General features: G+C 52.8%; 16 protein-coding genes and 1 pseudogene. 8 read left to right on the top strand and 9 right to left on the bottom strand.

What is annotated here, in order from left to right; translation table 11 throughout:
- Positions 1 to 103 precede the first annotated feature (103 nt).
- The 6 genes from AC6I7T_RS31635 to AC6I7T_RS31610 all read left to right on the top strand — a co-directional run bounded on the left by AC6I7T_RS31635 (position 104) and on the right by AC6I7T_RS31610 (position 7,402).
- Positions 104 to 940 (top strand): VOC family protein, encoded by an 837-nt coding sequence (locus tag AC6I7T_RS31635; RefSeq protein ID WP_497795467.1) that lies wholly within the window; start codon positions 104 to 106, stop codon positions 938 to 940.
- Positions 941 to 1,006: 66 nt separating this feature from the next.
- Positions 1,007 to 1,405 carry a putative quinol monooxygenase gene (locus tag AC6I7T_RS31630; RefSeq protein WP_497795550.1) on the top strand — a complete coding sequence of 133 codons (399 nt, stop codon included), beginning with the start codon at positions 1,007 to 1,009 and terminating at the stop codon, positions 1,403 to 1,405.
- Between the two features lie 187 nt (positions 1,406 to 1,592).
- A complete protein-coding gene (locus AC6I7T_RS31625; protein ID WP_497795466.1) occupies positions 1,593 to 3,242 on the top strand; it encodes an FAD-dependent oxidoreductase in 1,650 nt (549 codons plus the stop codon).
- A gap of 541 nt (positions 3,243 to 3,783) precedes the next feature.
- Positions 3,784 to 4,851: an NAD(P)-dependent alcohol dehydrogenase gene (locus AC6I7T_RS31620; RefSeq protein ID WP_497795549.1), complete on the top strand. Its 1,068-nt coding sequence runs from the start codon at positions 3,784 to 3,786 to the stop codon at positions 4,849 to 4,851.
- A gap of 262 nt (positions 4,852 to 5,113) precedes the next feature.
- Complete coding sequence (locus AC6I7T_RS31615; protein ID WP_497795465.1) at positions 5,114 to 5,851, top strand: type 1 glutamine amidotransferase family protein; 738 nt, start codon at positions 5,114 to 5,116, stop codon at positions 5,849 to 5,851.
- A 171-nt stretch (positions 5,852 to 6,022) separates the two neighbouring features.
- On the top strand, positions 6,023 to 7,402 hold the full coding sequence (locus tag AC6I7T_RS31610) for an NAD-dependent succinate-semialdehyde dehydrogenase (RefSeq protein ID WP_497795463.1): 1,380 nt from the start codon (positions 6,023 to 6,025) through the stop codon (positions 7,400 to 7,402).
- A 123-nt stretch (positions 7,403 to 7,525) separates the two neighbouring features.
- Here the strand turns inward: AC6I7T_RS31610 and AC6I7T_RS31605 are convergent, their stop codons facing one another.
- The 5 genes from AC6I7T_RS31605 to AC6I7T_RS31585 all read right to left on the bottom strand — a co-directional run bounded on the left by AC6I7T_RS31605 (position 7,526) and on the right by AC6I7T_RS31585 (position 11,692).
- Entirely contained in the window at positions 7,526 to 8,539 is a 1,014-nt protein-coding gene (locus AC6I7T_RS31605) for a proline iminopeptidase-family hydrolase (RefSeq protein WP_497795462.1), read from the bottom strand.
- 25 nt (positions 8,540 to 8,564) lie between these two features.
- Positions 8,565 to 9,017: a GlcG/HbpS family heme-binding protein gene (locus tag AC6I7T_RS31600; RefSeq protein ID WP_497795460.1), complete on the bottom strand. Its 453-nt coding sequence runs from the start codon at positions 9,015 to 9,017 to the stop codon at positions 8,565 to 8,567.
- 79 nt (positions 9,018 to 9,096) lie between these two features.
- Positions 9,097 to 9,741 carry an ATP-binding protein gene (locus tag AC6I7T_RS31595; protein WP_497795458.1) on the bottom strand — a complete coding sequence of 215 codons (645 nt, stop codon included), beginning with the start codon at positions 9,739 to 9,741 and terminating at the stop codon, positions 9,097 to 9,099.
- Positions 9,728 to 10,369: an IS630 family transposase gene (locus tag AC6I7T_RS31590; RefSeq protein WP_497788089.1), complete on the bottom strand. Its 642-nt coding sequence runs from the start codon at positions 10,367 to 10,369 to the stop codon at positions 9,728 to 9,730. Before AC6I7T_RS31590 ends, AC6I7T_RS31595 begins: the two co-directional genes overlap by 14 nt.
- A gap of 351 nt (positions 10,370 to 10,720) precedes the next feature.
- Complete coding sequence (locus tag AC6I7T_RS31585; RefSeq protein WP_497795457.1) at positions 10,721 to 11,692, bottom strand: ATP-binding protein; 972 nt, start codon at positions 11,690 to 11,692, stop codon at positions 10,721 to 10,723.
- 726 nt (positions 11,693 to 12,418) lie between these two features.
- Here AC6I7T_RS31585 and AC6I7T_RS31580 point away from each other — a divergent pair.
- The gene (locus AC6I7T_RS31580; RefSeq protein WP_497795455.1) at positions 12,419 to 13,354 is read left to right on the top strand and encodes a response regulator transcription factor; all 936 of its coding nucleotides are present in this window, start codon (positions 12,419 to 12,421) and stop codon (positions 13,352 to 13,354) included.
- Positions 13,355 to 13,382: 28 nt separating this feature from the next.
- Here AC6I7T_RS31580 and AC6I7T_RS31575 read toward each other — a convergent pair whose 3' ends face one another.
- From AC6I7T_RS31575 to AC6I7T_RS31560, 4 genes and pseudogenes are all read right to left on the bottom strand, one after another.
- A complete protein-coding gene (locus AC6I7T_RS31575; RefSeq protein ID WP_497795454.1) occupies positions 13,383 to 15,119 on the bottom strand; it encodes a sensor histidine kinase in 1,737 nt (578 codons plus the stop codon).
- A 256-nt stretch (positions 15,120 to 15,375) separates the two neighbouring features.
- Positions 15,376 to 15,594: pseudogene (locus AC6I7T_RS31570) on the bottom strand (type 1 glutamine amidotransferase domain-containing protein); the annotation flags it as partial.
- 215 nt (positions 15,595 to 15,809) lie between these two features.
- Positions 15,810 to 16,157, bottom strand: coding sequence for a UBP-type zinc finger domain-containing protein (locus AC6I7T_RS31565; protein WP_497795453.1), 348 nt, complete (start codon positions 16,155 to 16,157; stop codon positions 15,810 to 15,812).
- Between the two features lie 210 nt (positions 16,158 to 16,367).
- On the bottom strand, positions 16,368 to 19,832 hold the full coding sequence (locus tag AC6I7T_RS31560) for a TonB-dependent receptor (RefSeq protein ID WP_497795452.1): 3,465 nt from the start codon (positions 19,830 to 19,832) through the stop codon (positions 16,368 to 16,370).
- Between the two features lie 459 nt (positions 19,833 to 20,291).
- Here AC6I7T_RS31560 and AC6I7T_RS31555 point away from each other — a divergent pair, with 459 nt between their 5' ends.
- A complete protein-coding gene (locus AC6I7T_RS31555; protein ID WP_497795450.1) occupies positions 20,292 to 21,410 on the top strand; it encodes a glycoside hydrolase family 16 protein in 1,119 nt (372 codons plus the stop codon).
- Positions 21,411 to 21,435: the final 25 nt, after the last annotated feature.

Genomic DNA, 21,435 nt, shown 5'->3' with positions numbered 1-21,435 from the left:
GAACGCGCACCTCTATTAGTAAGGTTCCATGAAGATGGAATGGTTTTGCTACGGCGCATTGGCGTATGACTTCTTAAGCTGGTTTGATTTATTGAGGATTCTCATGGAAAACGGACAAAACAAACCCACTCGTCGTGACGTAATTCGAGCCGCAAGTGCGATGACATTGGCCGGTCTCGCGGCTAACTCTTCAGTTATTGCGAAATCAGAAGAACCATCTCCGCCTGTCCTGGCTTCTCAACGAGACAACGCGGCGTTAGGACAGAGAATTCGCGGATTCCAACATTTTGGACTGACGGTGCAGAACATGAACCGCGCCTTCGAGTTTTATACGGAGGTGCTTGGTGGAACTGAGATCATGCGGGACGGGGACTTCCACGGAGAGAAGATCCACAATACCTTGATGTTGAATGATGAGATCGAAGCAATTGAGCAGAAGATCAATCCCGTAACCTTGGGAGTGCCCGATCTGCGCGGAGGACAGCAGCGCCTCGATGTTCGTTTCGTTCAATTCGACAATATGGTGCTCGAGTTATTGCACTATCGCGAGAGCAGCCAGCCGGAAGGCAGTGGGGCCGCGTGGGCGCCGGCACATACCCATCGCAGTCCTGCCTACCCGCGCTCGTTGCACCTGTGTTTTCATCTTCACGATGACGTCGACTTTAACAAGTTCGTTCACGACCTGGAGGCCGAAGCCGCGCGTCGTGGGATGACAAATGTCAGAGCAAACCGCACGGCCGCTTTCGCCACGGAAGAAGGTCGCAGGAGCGCACCGCTTGAAACAATGTCGAACAAGATTCGTGAGGGCAAATCCAACGGATGGGCGCTGATCTACGCACGCGGCCCTGAAGGGGAAGCGCTTGAGTTTGTACAGGCCATCAGTCCAGTCAAGCAGATTTTTGATGGCGCTCTCGCCAACAGGAAAAAGGTCAGAAGTTAATGTGCCGAACGAACGAAGGATGTATTCACGAAACAAGGAGGATAAACGACGATGAAATCTCCACTCATGAAGGTCTCACTTTTCGCGATGATTTGTATTCTGGCAATGGTCGATATGTCCGCCGAGAATGGTCCGGGGCACGGCTATGCAAGCGTGCCAAAAGATGCGTACGCAGTGATCGCCGAGATTCAGGCTAAGCCGGGGAAAGCTGAAGAACTCAGAAAGGCAACTCTACCTCTGATCTCGTTGGTTCGGCGTGATCCCAAGAATCTCGTGTACTTCTTTCAAGAAGATCGCGAAAGACCAGGGCACTTCCTCTTCTATGAGGTCTACTTGAATGAAGCAGACTTCAATGCACATAACAATCAGCCATACGTCAAAGCATGGTTTGCCAAGTTTCCGGCACTTGCTGAAGGGGGTGTGAAGCTTACAAGAATGGCGATCGAGGTGCAGCCTGAGAAGTAGTTCTGTTCGACGGAAGTCTGGGCCCCTCAAAAAAGGACCGCTACGAATTGACCGCGCGCCGACCACATAGCTGCAGTCAGCCCTGCTGTAGGTCTGGCCGCACTCAGGGAAAGCAGCAGCATTTCTGAACTCAATAGCAATCAAGAATGGATCTACGTGTTCGGTGATCCATCTTGCAGGAGGTAACGTGGTTTCACTTCCATGCACTCGTGATGCTGAATCACTACCAACTCCCGAACACGGCTATGCAAAGCTTTCCGCGGGTCAACTCACAAGCGCAATGCGTTACGGCACTAATCGCGCCTATGACTCCGTCAAGCTCCTGTTCCGGCAAGGCGAGCGGGGATCGGATTTTTATATCGTGCTTGCCGGTGCGGTCCAAGTGTTCTGGTTCGATGCGGTGGACAATTTGGAGCGCTACATTACTTTGGAAATGGGAGAGTTTACTGGTGAGCTCAACCTGCTCAACCAGAAGGAGACCTTGGTTGCAGCCCGAGCACTGGCGGGAAGCAACGTTCTTCGGGTTCCGAGAGAGCGCCTTCGCGAATTTCTCACCGGAGAGCCTGAGATTGGCGAAATAGTGGTAAAAGCCGTCGTGCAAAGGCGCCAATGGATGATGGAGATTGGGGCAAGCTTCCTGACTGTTATTCGGAACGGAGAAAACGCAGACATCGAAAAGCTTGGCCGCTTTCTCAATGCCAACTACTATCCCTTTCGCGCAGTAGATTGGAAGCATTCCCCTGAAGCTCAATCGCTTGCTGAAGCAAGAGGGCTGGAAGAGTCAGACCTGCCTGCAGTGCTGGGCACCAAGTGGACATTGAGGCGGCCAGATCTGCGCATGCTTGCGGATAAGCTTGGCATCTCAGAGGATGTCCGTAATGGGATGACGTGGGATGTTGCCGTGGTTGGGGCCGGACCTGCGGGACTGGCTACCGCTGTCTATGCGGCTTCTGAAGGCCTTCGAACTGTGGTTATAGACAGCTATGCTCCAGGGGGACAAGCCGGTACAAGTTCCAAGATAGAAAACTATCTCGGATTTCCATACGGTATTTCTGGAGCCGACCTGGCTAAACAGGCCCAAGTACAGGCGGAGAAGTTTGGCGCGACCGTCGCCGTCTGTAGGACCGTTACAGGTATCGATTGTGCCGAAGAACCGTTCGCGCTCGAGTTGGATGGCGATCAGATAGTTTCTGCGAGAGCAGTGGTCATCGCAAGTGGCGCAAATTATAGGAAACCGGACATTCCGGGTTTGGCTAGGTTTGAAGGCTGTGGTGTTCACTATGCATCGACTCCGGTAGACGCTCAGCCTTGTATCGGCCAGTCCGTCGTCATCCTGGGCGGAGGCAACTCAGCAGGACAGGCAGCTATGTATCTATCGACCCAAGCCAAACATGTACACATGCTTATTCGAGGGCCACGACTCTCGAACACCATGTCAGATTATTTGGTACAGCGCATCTATGCCTCAAAAGGAATTACACTACACGCTAACTGTGAAGTTACCGCGCTGGAGGGAGATGTTCATCTGCGCCAGGTAACCTGGCGTTGTCGAGGAAGCGGCCAGATAACAGTCTTTGAAACCGAACATCTCTTTGTAATGATAGGTGCTGACCCCTGCACCGGGTGGCTCAAGGATTGCGTGGAACTTGATTCCGGTGGATTCGTAAAGACGTCTTCCTCCTTTGGAGGAGGCGGCACATTCGGCACTTCTGTCCCGGGCATTTTCGCAGTGGGAGATGTTCGCTCAGGTTCGGTGAAACGGGTAGCTTCGGCCGTTGGAGAAGGCTCCGTTGTAGTACCGGAGATTCATCGCTTTTTGGGTACGTTCCGCCTTTAGATTCGTATAGGACGGGTCCCAGAGCTTCGCATTTGCACGGCAGCCAAACTCAGACGTTCGACTGCCTTTCCGGGAGGGCTCATAAGCGGCACTGAGTTGCTAAATAGAGAATCAAACATTCCACCACCTCACTCGTCGTGAGCGTCCATTCCTCGTTGTAGGTTTCTTTGCTGCTTGCCCCAGGACGTCCCTACAGTGCAGGTCCAGCATCGTTATCCCAATGAGTTCAGCTCTTTCCTGTCGGCCCGGAGCCGACAACAGGCTTTAACATACGAAAGATAGCGAAGGAAGGGCACAGTACAAGTTACTGATCCCTGAGAGGCGTCGAGTGATGCGTGCCCGGTTGTGCTTGTATAACGCCGTTCGAAGCCGTTTACCGGATTTATATCCATTTACATCGCTTAACTTGTCTTTGAGTTTTGTCTGAACTAAGTTACGGCTGAGATAGAAAAGTACGGAGATACACCGCACGATCTCACCTGTGTACTCCGGTCGATCGGCAATTTCTATAAGGGCTGATGAATCGAAGGAGGAAATGACAATGTTTGCTGCGCAGATGCACGGATATAAAACGCCCCTTATTCTCGATGACATTAAGGTTCCTGAGATCCTTCCTGACCAAGTGTTGGTAAGGGTAGGTGGCGCTGGGATGTGCCGTTCGGACGTTCAGCTTATCGACGGCTACTTTGGAGACGCGATAAAGATGAGATTTCCTATAACCCCGGGGCACGAGATAGCCGGTTTGGTGGCGGCACTTGGCGACCGGGTTCCTCCGTCTACGCAACTTGCCGTTGGAGATCAAGTGGTTGTAGCGGCTGGTTGGGGTGACGGAATTTGCAGGCAATGCCGCATGGGGAATGAACAGATTTGTGAACATGGGAGTTGGCCGGGATTTGGCCCTCCTGGTGGATATGCCGAATTCGTTCCCGTGCCTTATCGGCAACTGATCCGGATCGAACATAAGTTGAAATGGGAGGAACTTGCACCGCTGACGGATGCAGGCGTAACGCCGTATCGGGGAATCAAGAAGCTTCGAGCGGCCGGTGTTCTAGGGCCCGATCGCGTCATGGGAGTATTCGGCGCAGGCGGACTTGGGAACTATGCAGTGCAGTATGCCAAACTGCTTTCCGCCGGCGCCGCCGTCGCCGTGTTTGCAAGGAGCGATGAGAAACTCGCAATCGCCAAAGATCTTGGTGCGGACTTCACAATCAATACTCGTGGTAAATCCTTGGTGGATATTCAGGACGAACTCTTCCGAGTAACCGGGACGCACAAACTCGATGCCGCCATCGATTGCGTCGGAGCGGAAGAGACGATCCAGACCGGTATTGGCCTGCTTGCCACCTCTGGAGCCTTTGTATCAGTAGGTTTGGTTGGAACAAAGATCAATATTCCTTTGTTTCCGTTCACCGCAAAAGAGCTCACCTATCACGGTTCCTTCTGGGCGAGCTACAGCGATCTGCAAGAGGTGCTGTCGCTTGCGCAAAAAGGCAAGATTCAGCACTCTATCAAACGGATCAAATTTGAGGAAATCAACGAAAACATCGACTTGCTTCGCCGAGGGGAGATCGTCGGACGAGCAGTGGTTGTGTTCGACATTCCGGCATAAGACAACGAGTTTGGCCGAAGCAACGAGACGGTAATGTCCTACCTTCGCATATCGCTACACGCAAGATTGCAATGTGACATGAATGGGCCTTTTTGCCCTCTACTGTCCCTAATGAGGAAGAACTCATGACAGATCGTAGAGGTTCGTAAACGACGAAACTGTCGTCCGGATTCGGCCGTTTTCTCGCAACAATATCGCTGCGCGTTCCGATCGCGGCAGGAAACTTCTACTGGCGTAAGCCCCTAACTTCAAGGAGTTCATCATGTCATCGAGTCTTCCCCGTAAGGCAGTCATCGCTATCTCCAGCTTCAATGGAACCATCTATCCCGGTGGCCATAAAACAGGCCTATTCTTCACCGAAGCGCTACATCCCTACAGCGTCTTAACGTCGGCTGGCTTCGAAGTGGATTTGGCCTCTGAGACCGGTACATTCGGCTTTGACTTCAACTCGCTGCAGCCACCGTTCCTGTCTGGCAGTGACAAAGCGATCTATAACAATCCGGACCACCCCTTTATGGTCAAGCTGAATTCGCAACTCAAGAAAGCGTCGGATTTGAAGAAGGGAGAATATGGGGTTTTCTTCGCCTCTGCGGGCCACGCAGCGCTCTATGACTATCCGACTGCCAAGGGCCTGCAAACAATCGCAGCAGACATTTGGGATCGTGGCGGCATCGTCGGTGCCGTATGCCATGGGCCGGCGATCTTCCCCGGAATCATCGACTCCAAGACCGGCAAGTCAATAGTTGAAGGTAGGACCGTAACAGGATTTACGATCGAAGGTGAACTCATCTTCAGCATCCTCGAAAAGATGAGACAAGATAAGGTCGTTCCGATCGTCGAGGCCGTTACCGCCGCAGGTGGATTCTACAGTACCTCGATGAACGCTTTCGATGACTACTCCGTCACTTCCGGTCGCCTCGTGACCGGGACGAATCCGCAGAGCGGTCGCAGCACCGCGGAGAGGATTGTCAGGCTCTTCGATAACGGAATGCGTCCATAAGTAAGTCTTGCCGTCCGATTTGTACCGAGAAGGGAAGCTCCACTGTTAGCGGAATCCCTGCAGCATTCCGATTGCCTTCAGCTTTCATTGAGGCTGGAGGCTCGGAACTGATCAAGATCGGTCCCCTCGCAAATTGGAGGGGACCTGGTCGTCGAATCACGAGGAGGAAAAATGAGTACATCAGGCTTTGTTACCGTCAATCCTTCCACAGGAGAGCAGATTGAGACATTTTCGTTTTATAGCGCCAAACAAATAGACGAGGCGCTCAGTCGGGCCGAAGAGAGCTTCGATTCGTTCCGAAAGTTGTCCGTTCATCGGCGAGCACAGCTATTTTCGAATCTCGCTGAAGCGCTAAGAAAGAACAAGGTCCAACTGGCAAAGGTGATTACAACGGAGATGGGAAAGATCCTCTCCGAGGCCGAGGCGGAAGTTGAAAAATGCGCGCACGTGGCCGACTGGTATTCCGAGCATGGGCCAAAGATCATGGCAGACGAACCTGCTCCTACCGGAACAGTCAATGCATACGTCTCCTACCTTCCCCTCGGGCCGATTCTCGCAGTCATGCCGTGGAATTTCCCAATCTGGCAACTGACGCGTATGGCTATCCCGACCATTCTGGGCGGCAATGTCGTCTTGGTGAAGCACTCGACCAATACGCAGAGAAGTTCACTCGAGTTCGAGCGCGTGATGAATGAGGCAGGTTTTCCGGAGGGTGTCTTCCAAAACCTGATCATCGGAAGAGACGATGTGGCCAATGTTATCAGCGACCCGCGCATTCAGGGAGCTTCGGTTACGGGGAGCGTTCGAGCCGGTTCCGCAGTAGCTTCTGAGGCGGGAAAGGTCATCAAAAAAACGGTGATGGAGCTGGGTGGGTCTGATGCATTCATCGTCTGCGAAGATGCGGATATTCCTAAGGCTGTCGCCGCCGGTATTCGTGGGCGCTTCCACAACGCAGGGCAAGTCTGCCTGGCTGCGAAGCGCTTCATTCTGATAGAAAAGATCGCTGATGAATTCGAACATCTATTTGTCGAGGCAGCAAAGTCCATTCGTGTTGGAGATCCCTTTGATCCCGAAAGCGAAATGGGACCGATGGCTCGTACCGATCTTCGCGACTCGCTGCACAAACAGGTGCAGTGCAGCGTAGCAAAAGGCGCTCGTGTGCTATGTGGTGGCAAGCCGGTGGAAGGTAACGGAGCGTTCTATTCTCCAACGGTATTGAGTGGAGTGACGGAGGGCATGCCGGCCTTTGACGAGGAGACCTTTGGCCCCGTTGCGGCGATTACGCGTGTTCCAGATCTTGATGCAGCCGTTCGTGCGGCAAACGCAAGCCAGTTCGGATTGAGCAGCAATGTGTGGACCGGTGACATAGAGCGGGCTCGTAAGATCGCATGCGATTTATATACCGGAGGTGTATTCATCAATGGTATTACCGCGTCAGACCCACGCGTGCCTGTTGGCGGAGTGAAGAACAGCGGCTATCATCGAGAGCTCTCTCATTTCGGTGCTCATGCCTTTGTGAATGCACAAACTGTCTGGATAGAGAACGTGTAGAGAACGAACTCGTCGCCCTTGCTTTTGAAGGCGACTAGACGGCAATTATGAACCCCGTCTAGTAGCCATCGGCGAGGACGGTAGAAAGGCTCACTATGGTCTTCCATCCTGAGCCTTCCCGCCCTAAAGTGAAGTCAAGAACGAAAGAAGATGTTTGAAATAGGCAGTCTGGTCGTCCCACATACAAAAGTGGCTTCCATTTGGGCAGTGCGCGTATTTTCCGTGCGGCATCAGCTTTGCCATGCGCTCCATATCAGCGGGGTCCATCTCGTCGTAATGGGAGCCAATGGTGAGCGCCGGTATGTTGATCTTGGGGAGGCTCGCCCAGCGGTCCCAGCCCTGCAAGTTACCTGTTACGAGAAACTCGCTGCGGCCCTGCATCTGTACATAGATCTGCTCGTTGAGGTGTCGCATACTCCTCGTAACAGGTTCTGGCCACGTCTCAAGACGGCAAAGCATGCGCGGATACACTTCTTTCATCATCAGGTTGGAATATTCCGCAGAGTCGTAGGCTTGCGTCAAATCGTACGCTTCCAATAGCTGCTGGACCTTAATGGGAAGCTGCTTTTTCCACCAGTTTATTCTCGACAAATAGGAACTGATACTGGCGCTCATATTCGAAATCACGATTGCCTTGAGGTGGTGCGGATACCTGAATGCATATTCCATCGTCAGGACTCCGCCCCATGAGTGTCCGTAGAGAACAAAGTTGCCAAGTCCGAGGCCTTGCCTTACTTCTTCGACTTCTCCCAGATAACCATCCAGTGTCCAGAGTGCTCCGTCACTTGGTTGATCGGAATTGTTACATCCTAGTTGATCGTAGTAGTAGAACTCGATGCCTGCTGCAGGAAGGAAAGATTCAAATGCTTCGAGGTATTCGTGGCTGGCACCGGGACCTCCGTGAAGCAATAATACCTTCGTTTCACCGGACCCGACTTTCTTGGTCCACACCTTGTATTTGCCACCACGAACTGCGACCTCTCGTATTCCGCCAGAGCGGATATTATTCAGGTTGCTCTCAGCATCCTCGCGAAGAAGATTCGTCTCCGCGACGTGCTCGTGAATCATGGAAGCGCCAATGCCTCGCCAGGAGAGGCCACACGCCGCGAGAGAGATGAAGAATGCACGTCGATCCATCTATAAATCCTTCCCCAGCTAGTTTTTATTTCAGGTGAGCCACAGGGGTTCTATCGTCCGATGTCAATGGTACAGAAGCGGCGGCTTCTGCGACTGAGATATCTTGCTCGAGAGTGCCACCACTAGCCCCTATTGCGCCAACAATGCTTCCATTGAGCCTGAGTGGAATTCCTCCGGCAAAGATTACAACTTTGCCGGCGTTGCTCTCTTGAATACCAAATAAGGGCTTGCCCGATTGTGAAAGGGTCGCGAGCTTAGATGTTTCCATGTCGAAAAATCGTGCTGTCACGGCCTTATCAATCGCAAGATCAATGCTGCCTATGAGTGCACCATCCTGACGCAGAAAGGCCAGTAAATGGCCACCTGCATCCACTATAGCAACGTTATAAGCGACCCCTATGCTTTCCGCTTTTGCCTCTGCCGTTATCAACATTCGCTTTGCATCGTGAAGGGTGATCGTCTGGTAGGTTTTTGGCATATCGGTCCTCGATGAGATTGAGTTTTGTGTTCTGAGTGAAAGTCTCCGGAGAGATACCGTCATTTCACTTGTTGAATGGCTATCTTGGTATAGCAAGGGATGAAATGTCTTCTGCACTCATGAAACAAGAAGGCCTGCCCTCTATCAATTGCTGGAAAGCGTGGTTTTTGAGCTCTTCATCTTGCGTGTATTGCATCGATCGCTCGGAATATGCGGTAAGTTTGTGCGATACATAATATCGAACGGAATTGAGCAGCCGGAAGACGACCATACTGTGGCCTTGCCGCTCCACGAGCGATTTGGAAACAAGATTTGCAATGCAGGTGGATGCCTCAGTTTTGCTCAACACCTGGTCCGATGTCCTCAAAACTGCTTCGTCCAAGTCAAACCAGCCCTCAATACTGGAAAGTCTCCGAAGCACATAAAGTTCATCGGGGGGTAACAAATCCAGACTCCAATCGAGCGCCGCCCCAAGGTTCTGGTGTCGTTGCGGTCCTGTCCGCTGGCCGTGATTGAGCGAGAAGAAATAATCGGTGAAAATCGGAGGCAATCCCACGAATCCGAGCGCCCGCACTCGCCGTGCCGCTAACTCAATAGCCAGAGGAATTCCATCGAGCTCTTCACAAATAGACGCAATCAAAGAAACCTCGCCGTCCGTGAAGCGACGATCTTCCGGCTTTTCTGCGACTCGATCTAGAGCATTTTTCGAATTAGTGTAGACCATTTATACAGAGACGGAACCAAGCCTGAGCATTATCAGGGGAAATAAGCTTGAGAGCGTCGGCTATAGCTTGCTCAAGGGATTCTCTGGTTCTAGCTTTGGCAGCCCGAAGCAGTTGTTTGAGCTTAGCCCAAGCCTTTTCGATCGGATTCAGATCGGGCGAGTAAGGCGGCAGGTATAGCAATTCTGCTCCAGCGGCCTCGATCAGCCTCCGTACGCCGTTGACCTTATGGGAACTCAAGTTGTCCATTACCACCACATCGCCAGCTGTCAGTGCCGGACAGAGTATGTGTTCGACATAGGCTAGGAATATCTCCGCATCGGTAGCGGCTTCGATGGTCATCGTTGCTACCATGCCACGAAAACTCATTGCTCCCAGGATGGTCATGATTTTCCATTGTCCTCCAGGAGTAGATTCGTGTATACGAGTGCCTCCGAGGCAACGGGCATAACGCCTCGTCATCGAAGTTGTCACACCACTCTCGTCAAGGAAGATCAGCCGTTCCAGACTTGTCGCCTGGATCTTGGCGACAAATTCTTGGCGTCGCTGGCGGTTCGCTTCGGTATCGCGTTCACTGGCATAGAGCGACTTTTTTTCAGCCGTAAACCCAGTTTCCGAAGTAGAAACCAAATCCGCCCCAAGCTCAGTTCCACGCTTGCTTCATTGTGCAACTTTGCTTGCACTTCAGCCAACGTTAAATCCGGCTCCGCTTCCACCCACGCTATTACCTGCTTTTGCTCTCTGGCTCCGACGTGTGGTTTTCTCCCGGGACGATGAACAACTCGCTCGGCTTGACCACTATGCTTCCGCTGGCTGGAAACCTTCTTCGCCCAACCTACACTTACTCCAAATAGCTCTGCCAATTCCTCCAGCGTCCCATTCCCATCATCATAGGCTGCTAGGAACTTACGTCGCAGATCATCTTCGTAGGCTTTCGCCATTGCTTTGCTTGTCGCTGAGTTTCGCCATGCTCAGTCTACACTAATTCGAAAAATGCTCTAGAAAGAGTTGAACTGCCGGATAGCGCTGCATCTCCTCCGCGGTCATGCTCCTGGTGCGGGGAGGAGCATCCAGCGCAGGCAGTCGGAAGACTCGCTCTCCGGTAGCTCGTAGAGTCTCCCGGCTGGTTGCAAGGATGTGAACGTGGGGGCATGAAGAGTGAATGAGCTCGATCAGTGCAGTCGCCGCGTCAATCGCCCGCTCACAGGTATCCAAGATCATCAACAGCTCCGCGCTGTGAAGATGACCCACTAGTTGTTTCGAACCTCTTCCTGTTTCGTATCTGAGGCCTACTGCCGCAGAGACCGCTGCGGGAATCTGATCCGGGTCCTTGAGCGCATTCAAGTCTACGAAGCAAGTGCCGCGGTCGAATTTTCGCTTCAGAGTTTCGGATACAATGATCGCCACTGCGGTCTTGCCGACACCAGCCGATCCTACAAGAGTGACCAGCCTGTTTTCCTCTACTTGCATTGCAAGCTGTTGGACGATGTCGTCACGCCCAAAGAGGCGTTCGGTGCACTTGGGGATACTCTTTAAAGGTTCTATTTCCTCGGTCGAGTGACACATTGCGCAGTCGCGCACCGGTTGAACAAAACGGTATCCCCGCCCGATTACCGTGGCGATACAACTTGACTGAGAGCAATCATCATCGAGTGTTTTGCGAAGAGCCGCAATATGCACTTTCAGGTTGCTCTCATCGACGAAGGTGTCGTTCCATACCAACGACATCAGTTCTTGTTTCTCGATGATTGCCCCTGGTCTTTGCACGAGAGCAAGCAGGATTTCCAAGGCACGTGTGCCGAGGCGCACAGGAACTCCTCTTCTGAGTAATGCTTGGCGGGAAGGGATAAGGATAAAAGGTCCAAAAGAAAAACACCGAGCTTCCATACAGCCTGTATCTTGCGACCACTGAAGTTGATCGTTCTGATCCAATGGAATTGTTAGGTGACTCATTCGGCTACCTCTCCTACAAGCCCACCAAGTGAGCCGAGGCTCCATCAGTGCCCGTATGGAGCGTGAAGTGAGGTGCGCGATCAACGGCCTTGAGTAGCTTCGTTGGCATATTCTCCCTCGCGAACGGCTTGTCTCAAGACCGGCCGGCACCGATGCACTAGATCTCAGGCTAGAAGCTGGGAAGAACGATGTCTATTCCATGAATGTGGAAGCTAGACCATCTTCAGAAAAAATAGACATCGTTGTCGGTGGTCCCTATTCTTTCGGTGTACTGGCCGGTAGTTCTGAACGCATCCTTGAAGATCATAGTGCGATAGACCAGAAAGTGTCGGATGAGTTTATGCTGTCGTAACCTCGCCGCATCCAAACGGCGTGCGCCTTGCAATACTTCAGGCCACAATGCTTACCCCAATGCGTGACCGTTAGCTCCTTCTTTCGAGTGATGGATGATCGGTGGATTGACTCGATACTGTCGGGTGTTAGCATCGTCCCCGTAGATTACGAGACTAATTCGTCGCCAACAAAGTATCGATAGACGGGAGCCACTCTTACCTGTATTACTCAATGTGTTCAGTGGCGGAGGTAATCTGGAACTCAATGGGATTATCGGTCCGCTCGATGGAAAATTCGAAGCGGAAAGCAATGCTCACTGTCGCATGAGTCTGCTTCAAAGCGGAAAGCCTAAGAAAGGTAGTTATTGCGTGACCGACTCAACAGGAGAAAAACATGTCCGCGTCCCCACAAGCAGTTCAATTTCCCCGATTGCAGCCCGGACAGAATGAGTCGCAGCAACCAAGTCGTCAGGGCATTTCTCAACTAATCTCGATTGATTCGCCTTCATCTCCGGACGCCGTTGTGCATATCGTGTGCGGCGATGCGGTCCAAGTCCGCAGCCTGGAAGATTTTTTCTTATCGCATTCGATCGGCGTTCATGCCTTCAGGACGGGAGCCGAATATATGACTAATGCGGAATCTGAACAGATTGCTTGCCCAATACTTGATCTGAATCTTCCCGATATTAGTGGACTGGAGGTACAACGCCGGGTATCTGAGAGAGAAGGACCGCCCGTCATTTTCGTTACTGCATGTGGCGATCTGAATTCGGGAGTTCGCGCTATGAAGAATGGAGCCATCGATTTCATGATTGAGCCGTGCGACCCTAACCGATTGCTGGACGCTGTCGAGGCTGGTTTTGCCCGCGCGCGTAGCAACCGCCACGAGCGTATCGAGCGCTCCGATCTACTTGGACGATGGCATTCTCTTACTCCGCGAGAACAAGACGTCTTTCGCTACACGGTTGCGGGATTTCTCAATAAACAAGCGGCTGCGGAACTCGGCATTACTGAGAATACCTTCCAGGTTCATCGTGGTCGCGTCATGAGAAAAATGCAGGCGGATTCGCTGGCTGATCTTGTGCGAATGTCAACCCGACTTGAATCTCTCGTGTCCTGTATGATCAACGCGGAAGGCACAGGGCAGGCACGGGGAACAGCTTCTCAGGCACAGGATAAAAACAAATCCCAGGACCTCAATAAGTCGTCAGCCATGCCTCTATCTGGAGTGAAAAGGCTGGCAACGCTCTCCATTTTGTCCGGCCCAAGGTTCGCTCCATACCGAAAGCAATTCTCCGCAATCGCTTTACCTTCCTCGATCCGCAGGTAAGGCATAACGTTTAGCCGCAGCAGGAACGTTATCCACGTGAACGGGTTTCAGCATTTCGTTCCCCTCCAGGTTCTGACAGCCTACGACGTAACAGGCCAAAGAACCTTGCGCGGGCGTTCGTCAGGTAAGCAATCTTGGACGTCAATTTCAGTTCAACTTCGGTACCGCCAGTCTCGCTGCGAATGATACGGAGTACCGCACCGATCTTGGTGGCTCGTTCCTTCATGCCAATCAGTCCCCAGTGCCCTTCTTTTGTCTTGGTCTGGAGAATGTCGTATGGAATGCCGCACCCATCATCTCTGCATACGAATAGAAAGTATTGTGGAGCAAATTGAATGACGCATTCGATTGTCGTCGCCCGCGCATGTCGAAAGGAGTTCGCGATTGTCTCACGGGCGATCATCCAAATTTCTTGAGAGATGACTGGATGGATTAACTTCGGATTGCCCTCGACGGTAAGCTGGAACGTCGTTTTGCTTTGTGCGCTTAGCTCATGGCCGAATTGGGCAAGTTCTGCTGCCAAATTATCACCGAGCCCAGTGCCTGACCGAAGAGTGCTTACTTTATCGCGTCCTTCCTGTAAGACGCGTTCGGCGCGCGACAAGCTATCTTCCAACATACCTCTTGCAGGATCCTCAGACGACATTGTGTCGGCGATAACTTGAAAACGAAGGACTAACATCTGAAAGCCCTGAAGAAGAGTGTCATGAAGTTCACGAGCGATCCGATCACGTTCCATGAGGCGTACCCTGAGTTGGCTTTCAATTTGTTCATTCGCTTGCCGAAGACGCGAGAGAGAAAACAACCAAATAAACATAGCGAGAACCAACAGCGCGAGTATTCGGAACCAAAGTGTTTGATAAAACAGCGGGAGAATAGAGAATTGAACAGAAGCACCCACAGGGTTCCATACTCCGCCGCCGTTGCGGGCTATCACGTTGAACTGATAACGCCCTGGTTGCAAGTTACTGTACGTTGCTGTCCGCACGGTTCCAGCGTCGTGCCAATCATCGTTGATACCCTTGAGGATATATTTAAACTGGACACGCTTTGGCATTGAAAGACTCAGGGCTTCATAGTCGAAGTCAACAGTGTTCGTGCCGGCGGGGAGGTTCAGTCCATTCGATGGCAAATAGTCACTGTTATTTGTATGAACTGCTGTGATCAGGGTAGGGGGCTCAAATGTATTTACCGGCTCTTCAGAACGATTAGCCCAAGCGATGCCGCCATCTGTCGCAATCCAGATGCGATGATCTGAAGATTCAAGCAGAGTGGAGTTCCTGAAATACATCTGGCCTGCTCCGGGCAAGCCGTCGAGAGCGTCATATCTTCGCGGTAACACCGAGCTGCTCGGGTCTTTTGATATCTGCTCAACCTCCGCAGCAGGGATACGGAGCACCCCGTGTATTTCATTCAACCACAAGGATCCATCCGATGCTTCGACAATCCCAACTACTTTTCCGATTGGCGCCAATCCCGTTGTGTGAATCCTCGTGAAGTGATCGTTTTTCAGGACCTGCGACCCCGTCTCACCACCGACCCAAAGTAGTCCTTTCGCTGTGCGGATGGTCCTTATACGTCCGACGTCTAGTCCCTCTGAAGAAGTGAAGATCTTCACCTTTTTTCCTGAGAGTTGGGCAATCCGATTTCCTTCATAGCCAAACCAGAGGCTTCGTTCGTTGTCGTTGAAGGTTGCGCTCGGCGTGTCACCTGGTAGATTCGGTGGCTGATGTGTTCTTGACCAGTTTCCGTCTTTAAAGTACATCAAGCCTGAGTCTCCGGCGCTCAGCCATAATCCCCCCGATTCATTGTCTGGCAGCACTTCCCAAATCCAATCAAACGGTAAGTCTTTGGGTTGAGGGAAGAAGGCAAATCGCCTCCCCTCTTGGCGCCAAAGGCCGCCCTGCACTCCCCACCAAATAGTTCCTTTCGAATCACGACAAACACTGGCAACTCGGGCTCGGGGACCCTGGAATAGAATCTTCTCTTCACGAACAAGGGATATTGGGATGGGAACGGTACTGGTCGTCCCCGAAATGGGCAGCTGAGTCCGATGCTTCGTCGATGTGCGGCTTTGTTCCATTGGGAGTTGCGAACACAACGTCATAACCCGCCTCGACCAGTGCCATCGACGGAACGACGCTTTCATTCAGGTAATTGCCGGTAGGGCCCGAGCCTCCACCGTGCACTTCGATTCGGGTGGCATTGGAACCAATCACGATAACTTTTTTCTTCGCCATTGCACTTCTCCTTTGTCCGTAGCCCAGAACTGCTCCCTTATACAGTTACCGATTGTGAGTCTTCTATTCCATCTTTATTGAACGATGACTCATGCAGGCTTGATCGGTGATTATCCGGATAGAGGTTTCGTCTAGCTCCACGAAGATGTTCCCGCCCCAGAGGCGGCGGTGGGAAGTTGCTGGAAAGTACCGCGGCTTATGGTTGGCACACGCTGCTAATTGAGTTGGGACTTCCAATCACGTGGAACTTTGCCAGTCGGTCCAGGAACTGGCTGAGAAGCCGGATGGGCATGAGGTGGTGCCAGTTCCGGTCCAAGCACCTCTTCTGAGGTTCGATAATTCCAAAACCACCGTTCGCCCGGCTCGAAACTGGCGGCGATGGGATGCCCAGTGTCCAGGCTGTGTTTGGACGCGTGCTGGCTGGGCGAACTGTCGCAACATCCAATATGTCCGCATTCCGCACATCGGCGTAAGTGCAGCCACCAACCATCTGTCACAAGGCACTCGACACAGCCCGTGCCACTTGGCTTTGACTCAGGATTAATTCCTTTGACTTTCCTCATCGACTCCACCTTTCTCCGCAGTAACCAGCTCGATCCAAAGACCAGCTTGCTTAACCGTGACTCATCTCATCAATTTATGTCCCAGTCGTCTGTACCTGTCGGCTCCGCAGTACGGGAAACTCCTAGAAAATACGCGCTCTGAACTAGAAACTCCATTCCATGTTTGGTGAACAATGTTTAGGAGAGGGAACGCCTCTTTGCGTTAGCTCTCTAGAAGGTCACGCGGGCTGAGGCCTGCAGTTGGCGCGCCGGCTGCGCAGTAGTGATCTGCCCGAAACTTGGGGAGTTAAAATATGCGTGACCGACAAAACCCCCGGTAGAAGTAGCGGCATTACTCAGAGTCACGTTGGGCGCGTTGAAGTTGGTGTGGTTGGCCAAATTGAACGCATCGAGCCGCACAGTGAGCTTTAGGTGATTGTAAATCGGAAAGCTCTTTGCAACCGACGCATCAAACTCCGCCTGTCCCGGCCCTCGCAATGCATTACGCGGAAGTGTTCCCAAGCTGGTTGGAACAATTTGCGTTCGCGTGCCGTTGATCGTTGCATATTGTGGACCTGATGGCGAAAGAGCATATGCCGGACTGGGATTGGACGGAGTTGGCACAGGTGGCGCCTTCAGGTATTGAATGGCCGATCCATTCCTGAATGGCTTGATCTTTAGCCCATTGACCATTCCGTTCGGGCGTTGCTGCGTGACGTTGCTGAACAGGTTGGATTGCGTGATATTGATTGGCAGGCCGGTCTCGCCTACATATGCTGGAGAAATTACGAAATCATGCATCCACTTTGGCCCGAACTTCGTCGTGTATACCATCGAGATGCTCACCATGTGCTTAGCATCGATCGAGCTAACCGCATAATCCTTTTCACGCACTGAGGGAATGCCTGTGTACTGGGCATTCGCCGTTCCATTCGGTGCCGAGAAGTTGTATATCGAGCTTCCGTCATCCAGACTCTTGGAAAACGTATAGCTTGAGTGCACGACGAATGTGCTGCTAAATTGCCGTCGGACGGACACCTGTAGCGAGTTGTAGTTGGAGTTGCCCACATGGTCCACCACGGTCCAAGAGCTCAGCGTTGGAAAAGGCTTTACAGCCTGAGCAGCGGCCGTAGTGTTGGCCAGTGTTACCGCAGCGACCTGGCTCAGCGGCACAAGGTTCACGGAAATAGTGGTTGGTAGATGCAACGCGTGGTTACCGACGTAGTTCATCTCCAGAATCAGATTGAGCGGGAGTTGCCGTTGAATACCCAGGTTGTACTGTTGCACCAACGGCATCGGGCTCAGATGGTCAAACTCCACTCCAGATATGCTAAACGGGTTTGCTGTTGTCGCATCGGCCAGTGCCGCAGCGGGGTTCCGCAAATTCCGGACCGCGGTCAGTGGGAAGCCCTCCGACAACGAGAACGGTTGTGCAACACCTATCCCAAGATTGTTGTACTGCTGCGCGACTTCGTAACCCGGGAATGCTATTTGACCACCAAGGTTTTGGAAGATGGTGCCATAGAACGTACCGAAAGCACCGCGGATGACAGTGTTCTTCGCGACCGTGTAAGCGAAGCCGATACGCGGTGAGACATCAACCCTGGGCATAGAGATATTCAGGGACCGCGTCGCATTTTGACCGGCTACGAGCATCGCTCCCGTGCTCGGGTCGAAGCGCGTGTAAATATCATTCGCGATGGTCATGGGCGATTCATATTCGTAGCGAATACCGATGTTGAACGTCAGGTTCGGCAGCGCGCGCCAGTCATCCTGGAGGAACACACCAAGGTTGGAGTTTCGACGTCCGGTGGGTGGTTGCGGAAGCTCGTAGTTGCCGGTCTTGACCTTACTCAATTCGAAATCCGCCAATGCATTATTAGGATTGCCGGGGGATTTTGTACTGCTCGTGATCTCTCCGGTGAAGAAGAGCTGCCCGTTGGGATAACCCACGGGATTGTAGGAATTGAACTGGTTCTTGCGCAGGCTCGCGCCCATCCGGATCGTATGCGGTCCACTGACTTTGGTCAGCGTGCCGAAGGGCGTGAACGTATTGGTAATATTGAATTGATTTGTGTTTTGATCCGAGCCGATTGAGCTCGAGCCCGAGACGCTGATGGTCGGGGTTTCGTTTAACGGCAGACTCGCGATGCCCAGCGCAGTGGCAGCATCCTGGCCGACGCCCGGAGGGTTTCGCAACGCCGAATTCCGGAAAAATCCCATGTTCAGGTCCAGGACCAGGGTAGGCGAGAAGGTGTGCGTGTACTCAAGCGAGGTGATCCAAGCATCGCTGCAATTGCAGTCATAGTTACTGTTGAGCAGAGGCTGCTGAAACGCAACTACGAGCGGTTCTGATGCCTTCAGCCGATAAAAGTTGGCACTGAAATGTCCTCTCGTACCGAACTGCTGATCACCACGCGCAACGAACCGAAGCTGGTCGAAGTTCGTCATTTGCTGGAAAACGTAGTTATTGGTTATGCGCGCGTTGACTGCGTCGACAATTCCGGGCGCGTTGCCATGCGGTATGAGCGCGATGATCCTGGCCGCCGCGAGATCGAAGCCCGTCACCTTGTTTTGAGGGAAGGGCCGACCTGTTGCTGGGTCTATTACCGGCGCGGTCGTCGCCACCGCGCCAAAGTCACCGATACGCTGTGCTTCATTCGGGACTGTCTCGGTGACTGTATTCGGATCACGGCGCAATGTGCGGTCATAATTTACGAAAAAGAACGTTCGCTTGTGCCCGTCGTACACATGTGGAATGTACACTGGTCCGCCAATGCTGATGCCGGGCTGGAAGAACCGATCCTCCGGTCGAGGGAGGCCGTTTGGATTCGCGACCGTGACATTCATTTTGTTGAAGTACGAGTTGGCGTTCGCAATCTCGTTTCGCATTAAGAAGTAGACGTTCCCGTGCAATTGATTCGTACCTGAGTTGGTGTTCGCCGAGAGCACCGCGCCTGATGTGCGGCCATACTCGGCCGGCGCGTTGGAGGTCAGCAAGCGCAGCTCGTCAATGCCGTCTGGTGAGGGCAGCAGCGCGGGCACTCCAGTCGAAGCGATGATCATCGAGACGCCATTTAGCAGCACTTCGGTATTCAGCGTGCGGCTGCCGTTGATGCTCAGCTGGGATGTGTTCACCTGGGTTACGTTGCCCCCATGTGAGACGCCCGGCATAAAGGAAAGCAGGTTCTCCAAATTGCGCGATTGAAGCGGAATGTTCTGCACCTCGGACGGCGCCGTCAGGGTGCTTACGTCCGAAGTACTAGTATCTAGTTGTTCGCCGTGCGAGGTAACCATTACCACCTCCTTGACACCGCCAACCTTCATCTTGAGCGTTACGGCAGATTGCTGCGAGACCGACACAATCAGATCGTCTATCTCCGTTGGCTGAAGCCCATTTGCGGTTGCGGAAATGCGATATTTCCCCGGCGTCGCTTGGGGAAGTACAAAGAGGCCGGATCTGTCGGTGGGTGCCGAGAACAGTACTGCTCCCGTTTCCTGATTTGTGATAACAACCGTCGCACCGGATACCATAGCTCCGGATGCATCCACTACCTGTCCACGGATGCTGCCGTTGGCCGTTTGCGCCAAGCCCAAGGGAATCCACCCCGCGATTGCGGCATACCCCGCACATAGCGCCAATAGGAAGTATGAAGTGCATCTGAGGACTCTTTCCCACCCAACTTTTCCCATCATTCGCCTCCCTTCCGTGGGACCCGTTTCCCTGAACATCTCCGTTGTACCTCTTGAGCCCTGTTCCACTTGGGTTGAATGACTGCGCCGCACCCCAAAACCCTTTTGTCCGCTGCATTTAGCACGCACTCACCTCCCGCATAAGGGAAGGACTAGGTGTAGCGAAATTTTGAACAGCCCTGACAACAAGCTTCGTTTGCGGCAACTCGCCTCAGCCTCGATTCACTATTTCTCCTCGAGAGTTGGGGCTATAAATTGGGCATTCGGTGCAACAATCGACCGAAGAGTCTGCGGCCAGGGCTGGCTGTTTTGGTCTGGAGTAAATAACTAGCCATCCTGAGCATACCCGCACTTGGTCGGGTAACGCTCGCGTCAGTGTCCAAAACACCACTTTCGAGTTGTTTTCCACCGAGCAGTCGGAATGTAATCCTCCAGTAGACCGTCGAAATTCAGAGGGCCTTCATGAAATTGTTGCAGGAGAACCGGGCATCTCAGCTGAGGGAACGGATAGAATCGTTTCGCACTTCCGCCAAGTCTCCACTCAGAACTGCTCTGGCTGCGTCGCTCTACTGTTGCCTGATATTCTCTGCGGGTTGCAAAAGGGCTCATGAGTCACATGCACCTGCAATCCTCTTCACACATATACCTCCCGCAGGAGGAGGACCAGAGTACCTTGATCGCATCAGCGGGCGGGTTGTGAATGGCCAGACCGGGATGCAGATTGTTGTCTATGCGCACAGAAAAGATACTTGGTGGGTGCAACCATTCCGGAGTCACCCGCTCACAGATGTCGCAAACGATGGCACTTGGGAGAACCGTACTCATCTCGGCACGGAATATGCGGCTTTGTTGGTTGCTCCAAACTATCGGCCCATGTCCAAATTCTCAGCGTTGCCATCAACAGACGGTAACGTGTTAGCGATCGCAATCACAAAGGCATCTTCCGAGCAGCAACCGCCTCCGAAGGTTATTCATTTCAGCGGGTATGATTGGAGGGTACGCTCCTCGCCCAATGATCGCGGAGGTGAGCTATGTGATTACGAACCTTCCAATGTCTGGATTGACGACCAAGGATATCTTCACCTATTGATGGGAGTGGAGGGAGGCCATCGGTATTGTGCGGGCATCTGGCTAGGCCACAGTCTTGGCTATGGAACCTACAGGTTTGTGATCGCAGACACTGCTCATCTTCCGCTGTCTGCCGTTCTGGCTATATTCACGCAGGGCGGCGATGGAGCTGAGATGGATATTGAACTGAGCCGATGGGGCAAAGCCGAAAACCGTAACGCTGACTACGTAGTACAGCCATACTATATCCCCGAAAATACAGTACACTTTGAGGTTCCAGCGGGAGCCACAACGCATGTGCTTCGATGGGAACCGAGTAGTGCCGCCTTCCGGTCTTTCGCTGGCGCATCTACAGCTCCTCGCTCCAAGATAATGGATCATGTGTTCAAATCTGGCGTACCGGTGCCGGCCGACGAAACGCTCCACCTCGACTTTTATGATGTCCACCATCCCCAAAGCGGACTGCAGCATCCTGTCGAAGTTGTGGTCCAGAATTTCGAGTACTTACCATGATTGCGTTTCAGCCAATAGGGTCCTC

It is taken from the genome of Humiphilus diazotrophicus, from assembly GCF_059726315.1.
The sequence above is the reverse complement of the archived record's forward strand: the minus strand, read 5'-3'. Positions and strand labels throughout refer to the sequence as shown.

What these genes read in the sequence shown, in the direction of transcription:
- AC6I7T_RS31635 (WP_497795467.1), top strand. Translation starts at nt 104, where the DNA reads ATGGAAAACGGACAAAACAAACCCACTCGTCGTGACGTAATTCGAGCC.
- AC6I7T_RS31630 (WP_497795550.1), top strand. Translation starts at nt 1,007, where the DNA reads ATGAAGGTCTCACTTTTCGCGATGATTTGTATTCTGGCAATGGTCGAT.
- AC6I7T_RS31620 (WP_497795549.1), top strand. Translation starts at nt 3,784, where the DNA reads ATGTTTGCTGCGCAGATGCACGGATATAAAACGCCCCTTATTCTCGAT.
- AC6I7T_RS31615 (WP_497795465.1), top strand. Translation starts at nt 5,114, where the DNA reads ATGTCATCGAGTCTTCCCCGTAAGGCAGTCATCGCTATCTCCAGCTTC.
- AC6I7T_RS31610 (WP_497795463.1), top strand. Translation starts at nt 6,023, where the DNA reads ATGAGTACATCAGGCTTTGTTACCGTCAATCCTTCCACAGGAGAGCAG.
- AC6I7T_RS31605 (WP_497795462.1), bottom strand. Translation starts at nt 8,539, where the DNA reads ATGGATCGACGTGCATTCTTCATCTCTCTCGCGGCGTGTGGCCTCTCC.
- AC6I7T_RS31600 (WP_497795460.1), bottom strand. Translation starts at nt 9,017, where the DNA reads ATGCCAAAAACCTACCAGACGATCACCCTTCACGATGCAAAGCGAATG.
- AC6I7T_RS31595 (WP_497795458.1), bottom strand. Translation starts at nt 9,741, where the DNA reads ATGGTCTACACTAATTCGAAAAATGCTCTAGATCGAGTCGCAGAAAAG.
- AC6I7T_RS31585 (WP_497795457.1), bottom strand. Translation starts at nt 11,692, where the DNA reads ATGAGTCACCTAACAATTCCATTGGATCAGAACGATCAACTTCAGTGG.
- AC6I7T_RS31580 (WP_497795455.1), top strand. Translation starts at nt 12,419, where the DNA reads ATGTCCGCGTCCCCACAAGCAGTTCAATTTCCCCGATTGCAGCCCGGA.
- AC6I7T_RS31575 (WP_497795454.1), bottom strand. Translation starts at nt 15,119, where the DNA reads ATGTACTTTAAAGACGGAAACTGGTCAAGAACACATCAGCCACCGAAT.
- AC6I7T_RS31565 (WP_497795453.1), bottom strand. Translation starts at nt 16,157, where the DNA reads ATGAGGAAAGTCAAAGGAATTAATCCTGAGTCAAAGCCAAGTGGCACG.
- AC6I7T_RS31560 (WP_497795452.1), bottom strand. Translation starts at nt 19,832, where the DNA reads ATGATGGGAAAAGTTGGGTGGGAAAGAGTCCTCAGATGCACTTCATAC.
- AC6I7T_RS31555 (WP_497795450.1), top strand. Translation starts at nt 20,292, where the DNA reads ATGAAATTGTTGCAGGAGAACCGGGCATCTCAGCTGAGGGAACGGATA.